This window comes from Cobetia sp. (assembly GCF_983723665.1).
Genome location: NZ_CFDJES010000186.1, coordinates 1 through 2909, shown reverse-complemented (window position 1 = coordinate 2909; position 2909 = coordinate 1). Strand labels below are relative to the sequence as shown.

General features: G+C 62.3%; 2 protein-coding genes. One reads left to right on the top strand and one right to left on the bottom strand.

Annotation, left to right across the window (positions count from 1 at the left end):
- Nucleotides 1-167 precede the first annotated feature (167 nt).
- Complete coding sequence (gene speB / locus AC4FAH_RS13450) at nucleotides 168-1118, bottom strand: agmatinase (RefSeq protein ID WP_054556970.1); 951 nt, start codon at nucleotides 1116-1118, stop codon at nucleotides 168-170.
- A gap of 440 nt (nucleotides 1119-1558) precedes the next feature.
- Between speB and AC4FAH_RS13445 the strand changes: the two genes are divergently transcribed.
- The coding region (locus AC4FAH_RS13445; protein ID WP_490246203.1) for a sigma-54 interaction domain-containing protein at nucleotides 1559-2909 on the top strand (1351 nt) is incomplete at its 3' end.

Below are 2909 nucleotides of genomic sequence, written 5' to 3'. Positions count from 1 at the left end.
GTCGATGCTGGTTGTCATTCGGGTCACCTAGATCTTGTTGTAATGGTCAGGCTCTAGCCGAGCATTGTGTGATGCATCATGCCGTATCGTCTCGGGTGATTCTGTGTGCGCCGAGGGCGGGACGGGCCCCCGGCGCGGGTGCAGCAGGACAGCAGGTCATTCGTGGATCAGTCGCGCTGTTGCACTCCCGGCAGTACACAGAGCATTTCGTAGAGCAGGGTCGCGCCCATCAGCGCGGTGTTGCCGCTGGTGTCGTAGGGCGGGGAGACTTCCATCAGGTCACCGCCGACGATGTTGAGGCCACGCGCGCCGCGCACGATTTCCATGCCCTGCGGCATGGTCAGGCCGCCGGCTTCCACGGTGCCGGTGCCGGGGGCGACGGAGGGGTCCAGGCCATCGATGTCGAAGGTGATGTAAACCGGGCGGTCGCCCATCATGTCGCGCACTTCGGCCATCAGCGGGGCGAGTGACTTGAACCAGCACATCTCGGCGGTCTCGACACGGAAGCCCTGCTGGCGGCACCAGTCGAAGTCATCGGCGGAGTAGCCGGTGCCACGCAGGCCGATCTGCACCACGCGATTGCTGTCGAGCAGGCCTTCTTCCTGGGCGCGGCGAATCGGCGTGCCGTGGGCGATGGGCTCGCCGAACATGTGGTCGTTGACGTCGGCGTGGGCATCGATGTGGATCAGGCCGACCGGGCCGTGCTTCTTGGCGATGGCACGCAGCACCGGCAGGGTGACGGTGTGATCGCCGCCCAGCGTCAGCGGTACGCAGTCGTGGCGCAGCACCTCATCGTAGAACTGCTCGATGATGTCCATGCTCTTGGGCAGGTGGAAGGTGTTGATCGGCACATCGCCGATGTCCGCCACCTGCAGGCTATCGAAGGGCGCGGCGCGGGTGGCCATGTTGTAGGGGCGCAGCATGCGCGATTCATCACGGATCTGGCGCGGGCCGAGACGTGCGCCCGGACGGTTGGAGGTACCGATGTCCAGCGGAATGCCGATGAAGGCGGCGTCCAGGCCTTCCGCGGTTTCCTGAGCCGGCAGACGCATCATGGTGGCCGGGCCGCCGAAACGTGGCATGTCGTTGCCGCCCAGCGGCTGATTGAACTCGCTCATCTGTCTCTCCAGGGTCTTGAGTCGCTCGCGCTAACGTGACGGCGAGCGGGGTATTGTGATTGTTCGCCTGATCGCCTGCCGGACAGTGGCATGAAAGCCGGCGATCTTCCTTGGCGCATACCCCAGCATTGCAGTAACCATGCCAATTTTTAGTCTATTGATTTTATTGAGTTTTATTTAAGGGTGGTGGCTGAGTGATTCATTTCTGGATCACTCGTGCACGGTTAATGATTCAAAAATGGATCACTGATTCATTTGTGGATCACATTCGGGCATCATCGAGAGTGTCTTCAAGCGCAGTGCGAGAAAGAACTGCTGGAAAGAAGCGGTAGGAAGAAGCGATAGAAAGAAGCGCTGCAAAGAACCGATAAAAAGAAGCAGTAGAAAGACCTGCTGGAAAGCCCCGCCCGATTCACAGGCTCGACCATGAGGTGCCCGCCATGTCAGAGCTCGACCGTCAGATTCTCAAGACCATCATCGACACCGCTCACGATCACTACTTCGTGGTCAATGCGGATGGCCAGGTGATGGATGTCAGTCCCGGCGCCGCGGCGGTCTATGGCATGACCCGCGAGGAGTTGTGTGCCGCCAACGTGCATGAGCTGGAAGCCAGCGGCGTGCTCAAGCCCTCCATCAGCCTGGAGGTGCTGCGCACGGGGCGCACCCTGCAGATGATGCAGCTCACCGCCACCGGCCGTCGGGTGGTGGCGCAGGCGCATCCGGTGTTCGTCGCGGGCAAGCTCGAGTGCGTGGTCAGCCGCTCGATGGATCTCACCGATATCCAGCTGTTGCAGCAGGAATACGCGGTGCTCCAGCAGCGCTTCAGTGATCACCTGCGCCGCAACTCACGCGGCGGTGAGCTGGGCGGCGTCAGTCAGGCAGAGGGAGATTGGACAAAGGCGGGGGCAGGGCAATCAGTCCACGACACTGAGCAATATGCACAGAACCAGGCTGAACAGCGGCAACGTGAACAATCAGCGCGCGAGCAGGCCGAGTGCGAAGACGCCGCGCTGGAGCTGGGTGAGCTGCAGGTCAGAAGCCCGGTGATGCGCGAGATAGCGCTGCTGCTCAAGCGGGTCGCGCCCACCAACGCCACGGTATTGATGCTGGGCGAATCCGGGGTCGGCAAGACGGCCTTCGCCCATCAACTGCATCGCTGGAGCCAACGCGCCGACGGCCCCTTCATCGAGGTGAACTGCGGCGCCATCCCCGAGAGCCTGTTCGAGTCCGAGATGTTCGGCTATCAGGCCGGTGCCTTCACCGGCGCGGGCAACCGTGGCAAGGCGGGCCTGATGGAGCAGGCCGAAGGCGGCACCCTGTTCCTCGATGAAATCGGTGAGCTGCCGCTGGCCACCCAGACCAAGCTGCTCAAGGTGATTCAGGACGGGATGATCACCCGCCTGGGCGACACCACCACCCGCCGCGCCGACTTCCGTCTGGTCGTCGCCACCAATCAAGACCTCGCCGCCCGCGTGGAGCAGGGCCAGTTCCGCCTCGACCTCTACTACCGCATCAATGTGCTCCCCGTCAGCCTGCCGCCGCTGCGCGAACGCCGCGAAGACATTCCCGCCCTGATCGAGCAACACCTCTCTCGCCTCAATCAACGTCATGGTCGCCGCAAACTCCTCGACGCCTCGTTATGGCCCATCCTCATGCGCCAGGACTGGCTCGGCAATATCCGCGAACTGGAAAACTGGCTGGAACGCGCCTGGCTCAGCGCCCCCAGTGATGTCATCGACAGCGACTCAGTGAAAACACTGCTCAACACTTGTTCCACGAATAACGCTAATG